This window comes from Streptomyces sp. NPDC001056 (genome assembly GCF_053598955.1).
Window position 1 is genome coordinate 116,932 of sequence record NZ_JBSFLI010000003.1, and the last position, 15,241, is coordinate 132,172.

The window sequence follows — 15,241 nt, forward strand, 5'->3', positions numbered from 1 at the left end:
GGTGCCGCGGGCAACGTGCCGGTGGTGGTCACCACTCCCGGCGGCAGCACCACCGTCACGGGCGGCTTCACCTACGTGTGATCCGCCTCCCGGGGTGACCCGGTCCGCGTCCCCGGCCGGCGCTGTGCGGCCGGGGACGCGGCATGTCCGCAGGCCGGGCCGGGACCCGACATCGCCCGCGCGGGTGCGCCGCTTTTGGCCGGCGGGACCGGGCAGGGCCGCCCGCCGGGAGCCCCCGTCCCGCCGCCGGCGCGGGGTCAGCCGGTGCCCAGTACGGCCTTCAGGGCCTCCCGGAGCGCCGTCTGCGGGTCGGGGGACGCGCCCTGGGCGCGCCAGGCGACGTAGCCGTCGGGGCGGACGAGGACCGCGCCGTCGGCGCCGACGCCGTGCAGCTCGGCCCAGTCGTCGCCCTCGGTGTCGTACATCAGGTCGGCGTCGCCGCCGGGACCGATCCGGTACGCGTCGAGCCGTACCCCGTCCGTGGCGGCGACGCGGCGGGCCGCGTCGTGCCAGCCCGCGTCGTCCGGGGCGTCGGTGAGCAGCACCATGGAGCGCTCGTAGAGGTCGAGGGTGGACAGCCGGCGGGCGGCCTGGCGCAGCCACAGGTGGGGGGCGCGGGTGCCGGGGCGGCCGGTGAGGGAGAGGGAGTCGGGGACGATCGGCGCCCCGGGGTCGGTGCCGACGGCGGCGCCCTCGGGGTAGTGGTAGCCGAGGACGACGTTGAGGATGCCGCCGCGCTTGGCGCCGCCGACGCCGGGGGCGGGGGCGAAGCCGGGGTGGCTGTGCTCGACGGAGCGGGCGGAGGCGCGGGCGCTGGTGGCGACGGCGACCGGGCGGCGCTCGGTGCCGTAGGTGTCGAGCAGGGCGGGACCGGCCCACCCGTCGAGGACCGCGGCGAGCTTCCAGGCGAGGTTGTGGGCGTCCTGGATGCCGGTGTTGGAGCCGAACGCGCCGGTGGGGGACATCTCGTGGGCGGAGTCGCCGGCGAGGAAGACGCGGCCCGCGGAGTAGGAGTCGGCGACCCGTTCGGCGGCACGCCAGGACGCCATTCCGGTGATGTTCACGTCCAGGCCGGGCACGCCGACCGCGCAGGCGATGTGCCGCCGGAGGCGCTCCTCGGTGAACTCCTCCAGGGTTTCGCCGAGTTCGGGGTGCCAGGGGGCGTGGAAGACCCAGCGCTCCTTGTTGTCGACGGGGAGCAGCGCGCCGTCGGCGTCGGGGTGGGTGAGGTAGGCGCAGATGAAGCGGCGGTCGCCGACGACCTCGGCGAGCTGGGTGGAGCGGAAGGTGACGCTGACGTTGGCGAACAGCTCGCCGGGGCCGCTCTGGCCGATGCCGAGGGCGCGGCGGACGGGGCTGCGGGGGCCGTCGGCGGCGACGAGGTAGTCGGCCCGTACGGTGTAGCGCTCGTCGGTGGACCGGTCGCGGACGACCGCGGTCACCCCGTCGGCATCCTGTTCGAAGGACTCCATCTCGTGGTGGTAGCGCAGGTCGCCGCCGAGTTCGCGGGCGCTGTCGACCAGCACCGGTTCGAGGTCGTTCTGGCTGCACAGGCACCAGGCCGTGGGGCTGAACCTCTTCAGGCCGCCGCCGGGGTCGATCTCCTTGAACAGCCACTCCCCGGCGTCGCCGACGAGGGTCGGGGTCTGCAGGATGCCGTGGTTGTCGGCGAGCAGTGAGGCCGCCGCCTTGATGTCCGGCTCGATGCCGGCCACCCGGAAGAGTTCCATCGTCCGGACGTTGTTGCCGCGTCCGCGCGGATGGTGCGAGGTCCCGGCGTGCCGCTCCACGAGCAGGTGCCGCACGCCGAGGCGGCCGAGGAACAGGGACGTGGACAGGCCCACCAGAGAGCCGCCCACGATGAGGACGGGAACCCGGTGGTCGGCTGTGTGATGCATCGAGCCTCCAGAGGCAGGGGTGCGTACGGGGCGCCTGACAGTCTCATGCCCGGTATCGCTGTTATTGGGGCCATTTGCGCGCGGGATCACCCACGTGGTTCCTACGAGTCGCGGGCTTACGGCCACCGGCACAGGATCAAGAAGCGCTGACGTCGCGTCACGGCGGTGACCGGCGCACCCGAGATCCCCCGCCAAGGAGATGTCCGCACCATGACCACCACCTCTGAACGTCTGTCAGAAGCACCGGCACGCGAGGCGTCGAAGCGTGTCTCCCAGTCCGTGTTCGACGGCTCGCGGCTCCGGGTCGTTCTGCTGGTCGATGTCTACGAGGGAGCGCAGCAGCAGTTCCTGGAGGCGTACGAGCAGCTCTGCAACCAGGTTGCGTCGGTGCCCGGCCATGTCAGCGACCAACTCTGCCAGTCCATCGAGAATCCATCCCAATGGCTCATCACCAGCGAGTGGGAGAGCGCCCCGCCGTTCCTCACCTGGGTGAACAGCGAGGAGCACGTGCGGATGGTGGAGCCGCTGCACTCCTGCGTGCGCAACACCCGCTCGCTGCGCTTCCACATCGTCCGCGAGACCGGCCGGGCCTACGAGACCGACACGGCCGCCCGGGGCCGGCTGCAGACGGAGGTGCGCATCGGTGACGGCGTGATCCGGCACGCGCTGACCTTCACCGTGAAGCCGGGCACCGAGGCCAAGGTCGCCAAGCTGCTCGCCGACTACGCCGCGCCCGAGCCGCGGGTGGACGACTCCACGCGGCTGCTGCGCACCTCGCTGTTCATGCACGGCAACCGGGTGGTGCGCGCCATCGAGGTGCGCGGCGATCTGCTGGCGGCCCTGCGCCACGTCTCGCGCTCGCCCGAGGTGCGGGCCGTGGAAGAAGCCATCAACCCGTATCTGGAGCAGGACCGGGACCTGAACGACCAGGAGTCGGCCCGGCTGTTCTTCACCCGGGCGGCGCTGCCCGCCGTGCACCACGTGATGGCGGACGACCGGCCCGAGGGCACCCGGCAGGCCCTGTACTACCCGGCCAGGCCCGGCTGCGGGATGAAGCTCGCGGAGCTGCTGGCCGCGGCGGACTCGGCGGCCACCGACGACCCGGCGAGCCAGGTGCTGCGCAGCACCGTCTTCGAGCGCGAGGACGTCGTGGTGCGGCTGGTGGACCTCGCCGGGGAGGGCGCGTACGCGGACCCGCTGCCCGGCGACCCCGCGCAGGCCGCCGAGTTGCGCACGCTGCTGGCCGGCGACGCCGCCCCCATGGAACTGGTCACCGACCGCCGGTCGCCCGCGGTCTGACCCCCGGCGTCCGTCGGACCACCCGGAAGCCCGGTCACACCCACCGAAGCCCGATCACACCCACCGGAGGAACGTCGTGATCAAACCCCGTCCGAGAATCGTGGACCTCAGCGAGGTCGAGCCCAACACGCGGCGCGGCGGCGATCTGCGCGCCATGCTCACCCCGGCCACGGTCGGTTCCACCAGCGGCTTCATGGGTGTGGCCATCGTGCAGCCCGGCGACCGCATCGGTGAGCACTACCACCCCTACTCCGAGGAGTTCGTCTACGTCGTCTGCGGCGAGCTGGAGGTCGACCTGGACGGCGAGCCGCACGTGCTGCGCCCGGAGCAGGGACTGATGATCCCCGTCGACATGCGCCACCGGTTCCGCAACGTCGGCAACGTGGAGGCGCGGATGGTCTTCCACCTCGGTCCGCTGGCGCCGCGCCCGCAGCTCGGGCACGTCGACACCGAGGAGACGTCGGTGATCGGCGCGGCCGCGGTGGTCACCGAGGCGGCCGGGTCGGGCGCCGGCGGCGGAGGGGTCCGGTCATGACCCGGCGCGTGGCGGTCACGGGCATAGGCATCGTCGCCCCGGGCGGCATCGGCGCACCCGCGTTCTGGGATCTGCTCGCAGCCGGCCGGACCGCGACGCGGGGCATCACCTTCTTCGACCCCTCCCAGCTGCGTTCGCGGATCGCGGCCGAGTGCGACTTCGACCCGGCGGCGCACGGCCTGGACGCCGAGCAGATCGAACGGGCGGACCGCTACATCCAGTTCGCCCTGGTGGCGGGCGACGAGGCGGTCCGCGACTCGGGCCTCGACCTGGCGCGGGAGAACCCCTGGCGGATCGCGGTGTCGGTGGGCACCGCGGTCGGCGGCACCACCCGTCTGGAGCACGACTACGTGCTGGTCAGCCATGGCGGCGAGCGCTGGGACGTGGATCCCGAGCGGGCGGAGCCGCAGCTGCACCGGGCCTTCACCCCGGCGACGGCGGCCTCCGCGGTGGCGGAACGTTTCGGCGCCCAGGGTCCGGTGCAGACCGTCTCCACCGGCTGCACCTCGGGCCTGGACGCCGTGGGGTACGCCTTCCACACCGTCCAGGAAGGCCGGGCCGACATCTGCATAGCCGGTGCGTCGGACTCGCCGATATCCCCCATCACCATGGCGTGCTTCGACGCGATCAAGGCCACGTCGCCGAACAACGACGACCCGGCGCACGCCTCCAAGCCCTTCGACAACAACCGTGACGGCTTCGTCATGGGCGAGGGCGGCGCGGTGCTCGTCCTGGAGGAGCTGGAGCACGCACGGGCCCGCGGCGCGCACATCTACTGCGAGTTCGGCGGCTACGCCACCTTCGGCAACGCCTACCACATGACCGGCCTGACCAAGGAGGGCCTGGAGATGGCGCGGGCCATCTCCACCGCCCTCGACCAGGCCCGGCTGGACCCCACGGCGATCGACTACGTCAACGCGCACGGCTCCGGCACCCGGCAGAACGACCGCCACGAGACGGCGGCGGTCAAGCGGGCGCTCGGGCGGCACGCCTACGACACCCCGATGAGCTCCATCAAGTCCATGGTGGGCCACTCCCTCGGGGCGATCGGTGCCATCGAACTGGTCGCCTGCGTGCTGGCCCTGGCCAAGCAGGCCGTACCGCCGACCGCGAACTACGAGACCCCCGACCCCGAGTGCGACCTCGACTACGTGCCGCGGACCGCCCGCGAGCGGAAGCTGACCAGCGTGCTCTCCGTGGGCAGCGGGTTCGGCGGTTTCCAGTCCGCGGTGATCCTGACCCGGCCGAGGGAGTGAGGACACGATGAGCGAACCCCAGGACCGGCGTGCGGCCGTCACCGGCATCGGCGTGGTCGCGCCCAACGGCATCAGCACCGACACCTTCTGGAAGGCCACCCACGAGGGCCTCAGCGTCCTGGACCGGGTGACCCGCGAGGGCTGTGAGCGACTACCGCTGAAGGTGGCCGGCGAGGTCCGTGCCTTCGACGCGGCGGACACCATCGAGGAGCGCTTCCTCGTCCAGACCGACCGCTTCACCCACTACGCCATGGCCGCGGCCGACTTCGCGCTCACCGACGCCCGGCTCGGACCGGCCGACACCGCGCAGTCGCCGTACTCCATCGGCGTGGTCACCGCGGCGGGCTCCGGCGGCGGCGAGTTCGGCCAGCGCGAGCTCCAGCGGCTGTGGGGCAAGGGCAGCCGGTTCGTGGGGCCGTACCAGTCCATCGCCTGGTTCTACGCCGCGAGCACCGGCCAGGTGTCCATCCGCCGCGGCTTCAAGGGCCCCTGCTCGGTCGTCGCCTCCGACGAGGCCGGCGGCCTGGACGCCCTCGCGCACGCGGCACGGGCGGTGCGGCGCGGCACCGACGCGATCGTGGCCGGCTCCACCGAGGCGCCGCTCGCGCCGTACTCGATGGTCTGCCAGCTCGGCTACGAGGAGCTGAGCCGGGAGAGCGAACCGGGTCGCGCCTACCGGCCGTTCACGACCAAGGCGTGCGGGTTCGTGCCCGCGGAGGGCGGCGCGATGCTCGTGGTGGAGGCCGCCGACGCCGCCCGCGCCCGCGGCGCCGACATCCGGGCCTACGTGGCCGGGCACGGCGCCACCTTCACCGGCGCCTCCCGCTGGGCACAGTCCCGCGCGGGGCTCGCCCAGGCGATCCGGCAGGCGCTGGCCGAGGCCGAGTGCGCGCCCGAGGAGGTCGACGTGGTCTTCGCCGACGCCCTCGGGGTGCCGGCGGCCGACCGGGCCGAGGCGCTGGCCATCGCCGACGCCCTCGGCGCCCATGGCACGCGGGTGCCGGTCACCGCGCCCAAGACCGGCACCGGCCGCGGCTACTGCGCGGCCCCCGTGCTGGACACCGCCGCCGCCGTGCTCGCGATGGAGCACGGACTGATCCCGCCGACCCCGAACGTCCACGACGTCTGCCACGACCTCGACCTCGTGACCGGCCGGGCCCGCGTCGCCGAACCGCGCACCGCGCTGGTTCTCAGCCGCGGCCTCATGGGGTCGAACTCGGCGCTGGTGCTGCGGCACCCCAGCGCGCGGTGAACACAGCGAAGGAGGAGAGCAATGTCCAAGATCACCGTCGAAGAACTCGCAGCCCTCATGAAGAAGGCGGCCGGTGTCACCGTCAGCCCCGAGCAGCTCAACGACAAGCCGGACACCGGCTTCGACGTCCTCGGCGTCGACTCGCTCGGCCTGCTCGGCATCGTCGGCGAGCTGGAGAACGAGCACGGCACCCCGATGCCGGTGGACGCCGAGCGCTGCAAGACACCCCAGCAGTTCCTCAACCTCGTCAACAACACGCTGATGGCAGGAGCCTGACATGGCAGGACACACCCAGAACGAGATCACCATCGCGGCCCCCCTCGACCTGGTCTGGGACATGACCAACGACCTGGAGCGCTGGCCCCAGCTCTTCAGCGAGTACGCGGCCGTCGAGGTGCTCAAGCGCGAGGGTGAGAAGACCACCTTCCGGCTCACCATGCACCCGGACGAGAACGGCACCGTCTGGAGCTGGGTCTCCGAGCGCGAGCCCGACCGCGCCACCCGCACCGTCAGGGCCCGCCGGGTGGAGACCGGTCCGTTCGCCCACATGGACATCCACTGGGCCTACGAGGAGGTCCCGGCCGGCACCCGCATGGTGTGGACGCAGGACTTCGCGATGAAGCCGGAGGCACCCGTCGACGACGACTGGATGACCGACAACATCAACAAGAACTCCAAGGTCCAGATGGCCCTGATCCGCGACAAGATCGAGAAGGCGGCCGCCGGTCACCGGCCCGCCCCGGCGCTCGCCGACTGAGCACCCGCGGGAAACGGAAGGGAACGAGGAGAGGACGAGCACCGTGCACCAGGCCCTGATCGTCGCCCGGATGGCCCCGGGTTCAGCCCCCGACATCGCGAAGATCTTCGAGGAGTCCGACCGGGGGGAGCTGCCCCACCTCGTGGGCGTCACCCGGCGCAGCCTCTTCCAGTTCGGCGATGTGTACATGCACCTGATCGAGTCCGAGCGCGAACCGGGCCCGGCCATCGCCAAGGTCACCGAACACCACGAGTTCAGGGACGTCAGCGAGCGGCTGACGGCGTACGTCAGCGCGTACGACCCGAGGACCTGGCGGTCTCCCAAGGACGCGATGGCGCGGCGCTTCTACGTCTGGGAGCGCCCCTGAGACACGCGTCCTGCCCTGACGGCCGTCGGCCGCCGGACCCGCGGCGAAGCGGGCCCGGCGGCCGACGGTCCGTTGTCTGCGCTCACGCGGTCACATGGCAGTCGAACGCGTGCAGGTACGGGTTCACCGGCTGGACGGTGTCCACGGCGAGTCCCGCCGCGGTGAGCCGGCTCACCATGCTGTCGGTGGTGTGCTTGGCCCCGCCGACGTTGAGGAGCAGCAGCAGGTCCATCGCGGTGCTGAACCGCATCGACGGGGTGTCGTCCACCAGGTTCTCGATGACGACGACCCGGGTCCCGGGCCCGCCCGCCTGGACGACGTTGCGCAGCAGCCGGGCCGTGCTCTCGTCGTCCCACTCCAGGATGTTCTTGATGATGTAGACGTCCGCCTTGACCGGGATCGCCTCGCGGACGTCGCCCGGCACGATCTGGGCGCGGCCCGCGAGGTCGCCGCCCTCGCGCAGCCTCGGCAGCGCGTTCTCCACCACCCGGGGCAGGTCCAGCAGACTGCCGTGCATCCGCGGGTACTTGTCCAGCAGGCAGGCCACCACGTGCCCCTGGCCGCCGCCGAGGTCGGCGACCGACCCGGCGCCGGACAGGTCGAGCAGGGCCGCGACCTCCCGCGCCGACTGCTCGCTGGAACGGGTCATCGCCCGGTTGAAGACGTCCGCGGACTCCGGCGCGTCCTCGTTCAGGTAGTCGAAGAACTCCTTGCCGTACAGGCCCTCCACCACGTTGCGGCCGCTGCGCACCGCCTCGTCCAGCTTGGGCCAGGCGGCCCAGGTCCACGGTTCGGTGCACCACAGCGCGATGGCGCGCAGGCTGTCGGGGTCGTCCTCGCGCAGCAGCCGGGACATGTCGGTGTGCGCGAAGGTGCCGTCGGGCCGCTCGGTGAAGACGCCGTAGCAGGCCAGGGCCCGCAACATGCGGCGCAGCGGCCTGGGTTCGGTCCTGACCGAGGCCGCGAGGGCCTCGGCGCTCTGCGGGGTGTCCCCGAGCGCGTCGGGCACGCCCAGGCGGGCGGCGGCCCGTACGGCGGCGGACAGGGCCGCCCCGAAAACGAGCTCGCGCAGCCGCATCGGCGGGGGTGGGGCGGTCGGGGCCTTGGAGGTGTCCCGGTTCGGCGGTGCCGTCTCAGCGGTGGTCATCTGCCGCCTTCCTTCGTTCTCGGCGTGCGTCGGTCCAGCGGGGGCAGTGGTCGGGCGGTCAGCACAGGCCCGAGGGCTTGGAGGCCCGGCAGGCGTTGTGGTCGAAGGTGTTGCCGATGCCCTTGGTCTCCGTGTCGACCAGGTCCGCGGGGGCGTTGCCGGCCAGCGCGTTGCCGCTGATGCGGTTCTGGTCGTTGGTGACGCCCACGAAGCTCTTGAACAGCACGATGCCGCCGGACAGCGGGGAGTTGCCCGAGTTCCCGGTGACCCGGTTGCCGTCCACCACGGTCTTCTCGGTGCCGGTCAGCACGATGCCGGAGCCCTGGATGGCGGGCAGCCGGTCGGTCTTGGGGCAGGACTTGTTGTTCTCGGTGACGTCGTTGAAGGCGACCTCCAGGTCACCGGCCTTGGGCTTGTTCTCGTCACCGACGACGAACACGCCGGCGCAGTTGCCGGCGATGTAGTTCTCGGCCACCACGAGATTGCGCAGGCGCCGTACGGTGACGCCGATGCGGTTGTTCTCCAGCCGGTTGCGGTCGATCACGGTCCGCTCGGTGTCGAGGGCGCCGGCCTCCTCGGTGATGGTGTTGGCGAGGAAGACGCCCGCGTCGCCGTTGCCCTCCGCGTAGTTGCCCACGATGCGCCCGTGCACGGAGCGCTCCTGGGCGATGCCCCACACGGCGTTCTTCACGGCCTGCACGTCGCGCACGGTCATGGTGTCCGTCGCCATGCCGAACACCCCGGCACGGGCGAAGCCGGTCACCTTCAGGTCGGCGACGGTGACGCCCTTGACGTTCTTCGTCTTGGTGCCGATCACACAGATGCCGTTGCCGCCCTCGGCGCAGCTCTTGGTGGCCTTGGTGGCCTTGGTGGGCTTGGGGGCCTTGGTGCCGGTGTTCGGCGCCTTGCCCGCCGCCTTCGCCGCGGGCTCGATCACCGTGACCGCGCCCGTCCCGCGCAGGGTGATCTGCGGCGTGCTGATGGTGACGCTTTCCTTGTAGACGCCGGGGAGCACGAGCACGGTGTCGCCGGGCTGCGCGCTGTTCACGGCCTTCTGGATCGATTCACCCTGGTGGACCACCAGGGTCTGGTGAACGGCTGCCGCGGGGGTGGCGCCGAGTCCGATTCCCGTGCCGACGAGTGCCGCGACGGCACTCGCGGCATAAGCGAAGTGACATCTCTTCATATCGGGTACGTTATGACCGAATAATCCGTAGATGTATATATAGGCCATCCGGCGGCGTGTCAGCGGAAGGGAACGCATACTGGCGACGTGACCCGGGTCGACCCCCTCCGCCGTGGACTCGGGGCGGTCGCGGGCCGTGTCCGCGGCGCCCCGGGCACCTACGTCTGGCTGGCGGTCCTGTTCGTCACCACCGTCGCGGTGCACCACATGTCGCCCGGGTTCGAGCAGCACTTCCTGCGCCGCAGGTCGACCAACATCCACGAGCTGTCCCGCACCCCGCTGCGGGTGCTGGTCACCAGCGCGATGTGGATCGAGGGCGGGCGCTGGCTGCCGTACGCGTTCCTGTACACCGTCTTCCACGCCCCGGCGGAGCGCTGGCTCGGCACCGCCCGCTGGCTCGTGGTGTGCGCGGCGGCCCATGTGCTCGCGTCCCTGGTCAGCGAGGGGCTGCTGCTGAAGGCGATCCGGGACGGCATCGCGCCCCACTCGGCGGTCGACACCCTCGACATCGGCGTCAGTTACGCCCTGGCCGGCGCCATCGGCGTCCTCGCCTACCGCGTCGCCGCCCCTTGGCGCTACGCCTACCTCGCCGTCGTCCTCGTCGTCTTCGCCCTCCCGCTGGCCGAGTCGCCCACCTTCACCGACATCGGACATTTCCTCGCGATGCTGATCGGCCTGGCCTGCTTCCCACTGACCAGAGGCCGCGGAAAAGCATGGAATCCGAAGGAGACAGTGACCGCGCTCAAGGGTTAGGTTCCCGGCCATGAGCAGCTCGGCGAGCAGTGTCGTGAACGGTGGCATCTCCTTCTGGTACGCGGACGACGGCATCCCGGTGGCCCGGGAGCCGCTGCCCGGGGACGCCACGGCGGACGTGGTGATCGTGGGCGGCGGGTACACCGGCCTGTGGACCGCGTACTACCTGAAGAAGGCCGCGCCCTTCCTGCGGATCTCCGTCCTGGAGCAGAAGTTCTGCGGGTACGGCGCCTCCGGCCGCAACGGCGGCTGGCTGTACAACGGCATCGCGGGCCGCGACCGGTACGCGAAACTGCACGGCCGCGAGGCCGCGGTGCGGCTCCAGCAGGCGATGAACGACACCGTCGACGAGGTCATCGCGGTCGCCGAGGCGGAGGGCATCGACGCCGACGTGCACAAGGGCGGCGTCCTGGAGGTGGCCACGACCCCGGCGCAGCTGACCCGGCTGAAGGCGTTCCACGAGCACGAGCTGTCGTACGGCGAGAAGGACCGGGAGCTGTACGGCGCCCGGGAGACGGCCGAGCGGATCCGGGTCGCGGACGCCGTCGGCTCCGCCTGGACCCCGCACGGCGCCCGGCTGAACCCGGTGAAGCTGGTGAAGGGCCTGGCGGCGACGGTCGAGGCGCTCGGAGTGGTGATCCACGAGATGACCCCGGTCACCGAGATCCGCCCCAAGCACGCCGTCACCCCCTACGGCACCGTCCGCGCCCCCTACGTGCTGCGCTGCACCGAGGGCTTCACCGCGTCCCTCAAGGGCCAGAAGCGGACCTGGCTGCCGATGAACTCCTCGATGATCGCCACCGAGCCGCTGACCGAGGCGCAGTGGGCGGCGATCGGCTGGGACGGCCGGGAGACGCTCGGCGACATGGCGCACGCCTACATGTACGCGCAGCGCACCGCCGACGACCGGATCGCGCTGGGCGGGCGCGGGATGCCGTACCGCTTCGGCTCCCGCACGGACAACGACGGCCGCACCCAGCAGGCGACCGTCGAGGCGCTGCGGGACATCCTGGTGCGCTTCTTCCCGTCCCTGGCCGGCACCCGGGTGACCCACGCCTGGTCCGGCGTGCTCGGCGTCCCCCGCGACTGGTGCGCCACCGTCACCCTCGACCGCTCCACGGGCCTCGGCTGGGCCGGCGGCTACGTCGGCTCCGGGGTCGCCACCACCAACCTCGCCGCCCGCACCCTGCGCGACCTCGTCCAGCAGGACTCCGGCCAGGCCGGCCGCACCGGACTGACCGACCTCCCCTGGGTCGGCCACAAGGTCCGCAAGTGGGAGCCCGAACCCTTCCGCTGGCTCGGCGTCCACGGCATGTACGCCACGTACCACACGGCCGACCGGCGCGAACGCCGCCACCCGGGCACGGAGTCCTCGCGGCTGGCGAAGGCGGCGGACCGGGTGGCGGGGCGGGGCTGAGGCGCCCGGCCCCGGTCCTGCGGCCCGTTTCAGCCCACCGACTCCCGCACCGCCGCCCCGGCCGGGGCGGCGTGTTCCGGGGCCGGGGCGGTGACCAGGAGACCGGCGGTCACCGCCGAGACGAGCATGATCGCGGCGGCCCAGGCGATGGCGACGGTGTAGCCGTGCACGACGCCGGCCTGGGCCACGCCGGGCCGGTGCGGGCGGCCGGCGACGTAGGCCGCGGCGCTGGTGGTGGCGATCGTGTTCAGGAGGGCCGTGCCGATCGAGCCGCCGACCTGCTGGGCGGAGTTGACGGTCGCGGAGGTGACCCCGGAGTCACGCGGCGCGACGCCGGCCGTGGCCGTCGCGAACACCGGCATGAAGGTCAGCCCCATGCCGAGCCCGAGGAGCAGCAGGGAGGGCAGGATCTCCCCGGCGTAGGAGGAGTGCACGGTGAGCCGGGTGAGCAGCAGCAGCCCGCTCGTCGCCAGCAGCATGCCCGGCACCAGCAGCCGCCGCGGCGGCACACGGGGCAGCAGCCGCGCCGAGATCTGCGTCGACCCGGTGACGATCGCGGCGGTCATCGGCAGGAACGCGAGGCCCGTGCGGACCGGCGAGTATCCGAGGATGACCTGGAGGTAGTAGGTCATGAACAGGAACAGCCCGAACATGCCGATCACCGCGAACGTCATCGTCAGGAAGCACCCCGCGCGGTCCCGGCTGCGCAGGATGTGCAGCGGCAGCAGCGGACTCGGCGCCCGTGCCTGCCACCACACGAACGCCACGAGCAGCAGCACCCCGGCCGCGAACAGCGTGAGCACCAGCGGATCGGCCCAGCCCCGGGGCTGGGCCTCGCCGAAGCCGTAGACGATCGCGACCAGGCCGCCGCAGCCCAGCAGCGCGCCGGGCACGTCCAGGCTGACGTCCCCGTGTCCCGGCCGGTCGTGCAGCAGCGTGAACGCGCCGAAGACGGCGAGCGCCGCGATGGGCACGTTGACGTACAGGCACCAGCGCCAGGTCAGGTACTCGGTGAGCACCCCGCCGACGATCAGCCCGATCGCCGAACCGCTGCCCGCCAGCGCGCCGTAGACACCGAAGGCCTTGCCGCGCTCGCGCGGGTCGGTGAACGTCGTGGTCAGCAGGGACAGCGCGGACGGCGCGAGCAGGGCCGCGAAGACCCCTTGCAGCGCCCGGGCGCCGAAGAGCATCCCCGGGCCGGTCGCGGCCCCGCCGAGCGCGGAGGCGGCCGCGAAGCCGGCCAGCCCGATCACGAAGGTGCGTTTTCGCCCCACGAGATCGGCGACCCGGCCGCCCAGCAGGAGCAGCCCGCCGAAGGCAAGGGTGTACGCGGTGATCACCCATTGCCGGTTGCCGTCGGACATGTGCAGGGCGCGCTGCGCGGAGGGGAGCGCGATGTTCACGATCGTGGCGTCCAGGACCACCATCAGCTGGGCCAGGGCGATGACGACCAGCCCCCACCAGCGGTGGGGGTCCGTGACCTCCGCGGCGGCCCGGGGCTCACCCGTTCGGCCGATGCTCATCTGGCCAGAAGACCATGGATCGTGAGGTGTCGCATCTGGGTGTTCCCGCCCTGATTCTCAGGGATTTCTCAGGGTTCCAGCACCACCTTCCCGACGGTGCCGCGGTTCTCCAGCGCCCGGTGCGCGGCGGCCGCCCGTGCGAGCGGGAAGCGGGTGACGGCGGGCCGCAGCCGGCCCCGCGCGGCCTCCGCGAGCGCCCGCTCCTCCAGCGCCCGCAGGCCCCCGCCGCGCCGCAGCAGCTCCGGCCCCAGCACGGACTCGGAGACCCCCTCCACGGCGTACCCGCGGCCCTCGCCGAGCCCCTCCGCCGACCAGCCGAAGACCAGGTGCCGGCCGCCCGGCCCGAGCAGCGCCACGGCGTCCCGGGCGACGGTGCCGCCCACCCCGTCGTAGACGATCGTCGCGGGCCGCCCGCCGAGCCCGGCGCGGACCTCGGCGGCCCAGCCGGGCGCGGTGTAGTCGACGGCGAGATCCGCGCCGTTCGCCCGTACCCGCTCCGTCTTCGCGTCCCCGCCGGCGAGCCCGACCACGGTCGCCCCCGCGGTCGCGGCGTACTGCACGAGCAGCGTCCCGATGCCGCCCGCGGCCGCCGGTACGACCACCACGTCGTCCGGGCCCGGCTCGGCGAACCCCGTGATGCCGAGGGCCGTGCGGCCGGTGCCGATCATGGCGACGGCCGCCGCGAAGTCCAGCGGCTCGGGGATCTCGTGCAGCCGCTCGGCTCCGGTGACGGCGAGTTCGGCGTATCCGCCGGGCGCGAGGCCCAGGTGGGCGACCACGCGCCGCCCGAGCCACGTCTCGGCCACCCCGTCGCCGACCGCGTCCACCACGCCGGCGACCTCGCGGCCGGGCACGGTGGGCAGGGCGGGCGGCGCGGGCAGCGGGCCCCGGTGCCCGGCGCGCAGGGCCGTGTCGATCAGGTGCACCCCGGCCGCGGCGACGGCGATCCGCGCCTGCCCGGGGCCCGGGACGGGGTCCTCGGCCTCCTCGTAGGCCAGGTTCTCGGCCGGACCGAAGGCGTAGAGGCGTACGGCGTGCATGGGCGACCCCCCGATGGACGGCTGTGTCGGTCGGCCCACTTTCCGACCTGAAGCGTGCTTGAGGTCAAGGGCGCCCGGGGCGGGGCCGCGCGGGTGGGGGCGATTGTCGGTGGCGGGGTGCAGCATGGACCCCATGGCGAGGGGAACGGCCGGCGGCAGCCGGGTGGGACGGGGCGCACGGCGGCCGGAGCTGCGGTTGCCGCCGCTGGAGCCGTGGGACGCCGGGGGGCTGGAGCCCGACGGCGACTACGACGGGCTGGAGTTCCGGGACGCGGACCTGGCGGGACAGGACGCGGCCGGCGCCCGGTTCATGGACTGCGCGCTGCGGGGCTGCGCGGCCGACGGGACACGGCTGCGCCACGCCCGGGTCCTCGACTCCGCGCTCACCGGCCTGCGCGGGGTGGGCACCGACCTCTCCGAGGCCACCCTGCGCGACGTCGAACTGACCGACCCGCGCCTCGGCGGCACCCAGTTGCACGGCGCGGTGCTGGAGCGGGTCGTCGTGCGCGGCGGCAAGATCGACTGTCCGAACCTGCGCATGGCCCGGCTGCGGGACGTGGTCTTCGAGTCCTGTGTCCTGGTCGAACCGGACTTCGGGAACGCCCGCCTGGAGCGGGTGGAGTTCGTGGACTGCGCGCTGAAGGGGGCGGACCTCACCGGGGCCACGCTGAAGGACGTCGATCTGCGCGGTGCCGCGCCGCTGGAGATCACCCGTGGCCTCGACCGGCTGTCCGGCGCGGTGATCGGGGCGGCCCAACTGCTGGACCTGGCACCGGCGTTGGCGGCGGCGCTCGGGATACGCGTGGAGTAG

At 72.8% G+C, this 15,241-nt stretch carries 15 protein-coding genes; 10 read left to right on the forward strand and 5 right to left on the reverse strand.

What is annotated here, in order from left to right; all coding sequences use genetic code 11:
• Positions 1-257 precede the first annotated feature (257 nt).
• On the reverse strand, positions 258-1,898 hold the full coding sequence (locus ACWDD7_RS05270) for an FAD-dependent oxidoreductase (protein WP_450456428.1): 1,641 nt from the start codon (positions 1,896-1,898) through the stop codon (positions 258-260).
• Between the two features lie 210 nt (positions 1,899-2,108).
• Here ACWDD7_RS05270 and ACWDD7_RS05275 point away from each other — a divergent pair, with 210 nt between their 5' ends.
• The 7 genes from ACWDD7_RS05275 to ACWDD7_RS05305 all read left to right on the forward strand — a co-directional run bounded on the left by ACWDD7_RS05275 (position 2,109) and on the right by ACWDD7_RS05305 (position 7,364).
• Positions 2,109-3,197, forward strand: a complete 1,089-nt coding sequence (locus tag ACWDD7_RS05275) for a SchA/CurD-like domain-containing protein (protein ID WP_450456429.1) — start codon at positions 2,109-2,111, stop codon at positions 3,195-3,197.
• Between the two features lie 76 nt (positions 3,198-3,273).
• On the forward strand, positions 3,274-3,732 hold the full coding sequence (locus tag ACWDD7_RS05280; protein ID WP_285559080.1) for a cupin domain-containing protein: 459 nt from the start codon (positions 3,274-3,276) through the stop codon (positions 3,730-3,732).
• The gene (locus ACWDD7_RS05285) at positions 3,729-4,988 is read left to right on the forward strand and encodes a beta-ketoacyl-[acyl-carrier-protein] synthase family protein (RefSeq protein ID WP_351880307.1); all 1,260 of its coding nucleotides are present in this window, start codon (positions 3,729-3,731) and stop codon (positions 4,986-4,988) included. The genes ACWDD7_RS05280 and ACWDD7_RS05285 overlap by 4 nt, the downstream gene beginning before the upstream one ends.
• Positions 4,989-4,995: 7 nt before the next feature.
• Complete coding sequence (locus ACWDD7_RS05290) at positions 4,996-6,240, forward strand: ketosynthase chain-length factor (RefSeq protein ID WP_392216047.1); 1,245 nt, start codon at positions 4,996-4,998, stop codon at positions 6,238-6,240.
• A 21-nt stretch (positions 6,241-6,261) separates the two neighbouring features.
• On the forward strand, positions 6,262-6,516 hold the full coding sequence (locus ACWDD7_RS05295; RefSeq protein ID WP_111583914.1) for an acyl carrier protein: 255 nt from the start codon (positions 6,262-6,264) through the stop codon (positions 6,514-6,516).
• 1 nt (position 6,517) lies between these two features.
• Positions 6,518-6,997: an SRPBCC family protein gene (locus ACWDD7_RS05300; RefSeq protein WP_351880300.1), complete on the forward strand. Its 480-nt coding sequence runs from the start codon at positions 6,518-6,520 to the stop codon at positions 6,995-6,997.
• A gap of 43 nt (positions 6,998-7,040) precedes the next feature.
• Entirely contained in the window at positions 7,041-7,364 is a 324-nt protein-coding gene (locus tag ACWDD7_RS05305) for a TcmI family type II polyketide cyclase (protein WP_450456430.1), read from the forward strand.
• Positions 7,365-7,446: 82 nt separating this feature from the next.
• Here the strand turns inward: ACWDD7_RS05305 and ACWDD7_RS05310 are convergent, their stop codons facing one another.
• Positions 7,447-8,442, reverse strand: a complete 996-nt coding sequence (locus ACWDD7_RS05310; protein WP_450456552.1) for a methyltransferase — start codon at positions 8,440-8,442, stop codon at positions 7,447-7,449.
• Positions 8,443-8,569: 127 nt separating this feature from the next.
• Complete coding sequence (locus ACWDD7_RS05315) at positions 8,570-9,697, reverse strand: right-handed parallel beta-helix repeat-containing protein (RefSeq protein ID WP_450456431.1); 1,128 nt, start codon at positions 9,695-9,697, stop codon at positions 8,570-8,572.
• 87 nt (positions 9,698-9,784) lie between these two features.
• Here ACWDD7_RS05315 and ACWDD7_RS05320 point away from each other — a divergent pair, with 87 nt between their 5' ends.
• Both ACWDD7_RS05320 and ACWDD7_RS05325 read left to right on the forward strand, forming a co-directional pair.
• Entirely contained in the window at positions 9,785-10,450 is a 666-nt protein-coding gene (locus ACWDD7_RS05320; RefSeq protein WP_450456432.1) for a rhomboid-like protein, read from the forward strand.
• 10 nt (positions 10,451-10,460) lie between these two features.
• Positions 10,461-11,867 carry an NAD(P)/FAD-dependent oxidoreductase gene (locus ACWDD7_RS05325; protein ID WP_450456433.1) on the forward strand — a complete coding sequence of 469 codons (1,407 nt, stop codon included), beginning with the start codon at positions 10,461-10,463 and terminating at the stop codon, positions 11,865-11,867.
• A 29-nt stretch (positions 11,868-11,896) separates the two neighbouring features.
• Here the strand turns inward: ACWDD7_RS05325 and ACWDD7_RS05330 are convergent, their stop codons facing one another.
• Both ACWDD7_RS05330 and ACWDD7_RS05335 read right to left on the reverse strand, forming a co-directional pair.
• Positions 11,897-13,390 carry an MFS transporter gene (locus ACWDD7_RS05330; protein WP_450456434.1) on the reverse strand — a complete coding sequence of 498 codons (1,494 nt, stop codon included), beginning with the start codon at positions 13,388-13,390 and terminating at the stop codon, positions 11,897-11,899.
• 68 nt (positions 13,391-13,458) lie between these two features.
• Positions 13,459-14,430 (reverse strand): zinc-binding dehydrogenase, encoded by a 972-nt coding sequence (locus ACWDD7_RS05335; protein ID WP_450456435.1) that lies wholly within the window; start codon positions 14,428-14,430, stop codon positions 13,459-13,461.
• 133 nt (positions 14,431-14,563) lie between these two features.
• On the opposite strand from ACWDD7_RS05335, the gene ACWDD7_RS05340 reads away from it, so the two are divergent.
• Positions 14,564-15,241, forward strand: coding sequence for a pentapeptide repeat-containing protein (locus tag ACWDD7_RS05340; protein WP_392216033.1), 678 nt, complete (start codon positions 14,564-14,566; stop codon positions 15,239-15,241).